At 73.1% G+C, this 2274-nt stretch carries 1 protein-coding gene; it reads left to right on the forward strand.

Annotated features, from left to right (window positions below; all coding sequences use genetic code 11):
* Positions 1-2274 (forward strand): condensation domain-containing protein (locus ACIBK5_RS43575; protein WP_399029080.1); only part of this gene is annotated, 2274 nt, incomplete at both ends.

The following is a 2274-nucleotide window of genomic DNA, read 5'->3' on the forward strand; positions in this document are numbered from 1 at the left end:
CCGGCGTCGTTCGGTCAGGAGCGGTTGTGGTTGCTGGACCGGCTGGGTGCGGGTTCGGCGTATCACGTGGCGGGCGGGCTGCGGGTCAGCGGCCGGCTGGATGTGGCCGTGCTGGAGCGGGCCGTGGGTGAGCTGGTGGCCCGGCACGAGGTGCTGCGGACGGGGCTGGTGTGGGCGGACGGCGGGTTGCGGCAGGTGGTGCGGCCCGCAGGTGCGACACGGGTGCCGGTGGATGTCGTCGAGGTCACCGAGGGTGAGGGGGGAGTGGACCGGTGGCTGACGCCCTGGGTGGAGCAGCCCTTCGATCTGGCCGCGGGTCCGCTGGTACGGGTGGCGGTCGGGCAGCTGGCCGCCGCTGAGCAGGTGGTGGCGCTGGCCGTGCATCACGCGGTGGTGGACGGCTGGTCGCTGGGCATCGTGCTGCGGGAACTGGGCGCGTTGTACGCGGCGTTCGCGGGTGGTGCGGAGGTGTCCCCGCTGCCGGAGCCGGAGTTGCAGTACGGCGACTTCGCCACCTGGCAGCGCGAGACGGTCACGGACGACTCCCTCCGTTCCGGTCTCGACCACTGGACGTCCGTCCTTGCCGACGCCGCGCCTCTGGAACTGCCGACCGACGCGCCCCGCCGGGAAGGGCTTACCTCGTACGACCTCGGGGTGCTGCCGGTGGCGGTGTCCGGCGGGCTGGTGGGGCGGGTGCGGTCGGTGGCCGAGGGGGAGCAGGCGACCGTGTTCCAGGGGCTGTTCGCCTCGTTCGCCGCGCTGCTGGGCCGCTGGTCCGGCCAGCGCGACGTGGTGCTCGGCACGCCGGTGGCGGGCCGTTCACGTACCGAACTGGAGGACGTGGTCGGCTTCTTCGTCAACACTCTCGCCCTGCGCCTGGACACCTCCGGCCCGGTGTCGTTCGCCGAGCTGACCCGCCGGGCGCGGACCGCCACCCTGGACGCCCTCGCCCACGAGGACGTGCCCTTCGAGAAGGTCGCCCAAGCCGTCGGCGCGGGGAACGGGCCGCTGGTCCGTGTCCTGCTCGCCGTGGACAGCACGCCCCGCACGGCCTTGCGGCTGCCCGGCGTCGAGGCCGCCGAGATGGCCTGGCCCGGTGGCCGGGCGCAGTTCGAGCTGGCGCTGCATCTGCGTGAGCAGCCCGACGGAAGCCTGGCCGGCCGGATCGAGTACGCGGCCGATCTGTTCGAGCCCGCCACGGTCGAGCGGCTGCGCGACGCCTGGCTGCGCCTGCTCCAGCACGTCACCGACAGCCCGGAGCGGCCGGTTGCGGCGCACCCGCTGCCCGGCGCCGCCGAGCTCGCCCGGCTGGAGGCCTTCTCCGCCCCGGACCCCGAAGCGGTGGCCGGTCTGCTGCACGAGCAGATCGCCGAGCAGGCCGCCCGTACCCCGAACGCGGTCGCCGTGGCCACCGAGGACGGACCCGCCCTGACGTACGCCGAGCTGGACGCGCGGGCGAACCGGCTGGCCCGTCACCTGCGTGCGCTCGGCGTCGGCACCGAGGACGTGGTGGGCCTCTGCCTGCATCGCTCGCCCGAGCTGGTGATCGCGCTGGTGGGTGTGCTCAAGGCCGGGGCGGCGTATCTGCCGCTGGATCCGGACTACCCGCCGGCCCGGCTCGCCCGTATGGCGACCACCTCACAGGCATCCCTCGTCCTCCTCCACGGCCCCACCCGCTCCCTGGCGAAGGACCTCGAACTCCCGCCAGACACACACCTGCTCGACCTCGACCTCGACCTGGACCTGGATCCGGACCTGGACCTGGACGAGGCCGGACCGGCTGCCCCGACGCCGCCCGTCGTGGACCTGACACCGGACAACGCGGCATACGTCCTCTACACCTCCGGCTCGACCGGAGCCCCCAAGGGCGCGGTGAACACACACGCGGCGTTCACCAACCGCATCACCTGGATGCAGAACGCCTACCACCTCACCGCCGACGACACCGTGCTGTTCAAAACACCCATCGGCTTCGACGTCTCCGGCTGGGAGTGGGCATGGCCGCTGACCACCGGCGCACGCATCCAGCTGGCCGCCCCCGGCGCCCACCGCGACCCCGCCCGCCTGGCCCGCCTCATCCAGGACTCCACCACCACGGTCTGCCACTTCGTACCGTCCATGCTCGGCTTCTTCCTCGCCGACCCCGCCGCCGGACAATGCACCGGCCTGCGCACGGTCGTCGTCTCCGGCGAAGCCCTCACCCCACACCTGGCCGCAAGCTTCCACGCCACCCTCCCCCACACCGGCCTGCACAACCTCTACGGCCCCACCGAA

This window comes from Streptomyces sp. NPDC050546 (assembly GCF_044457425.1).
Classification (GTDB): Bacteria; Actinomycetota; Actinomycetes; order Streptomycetales; family Streptomycetaceae; genus Streptomyces.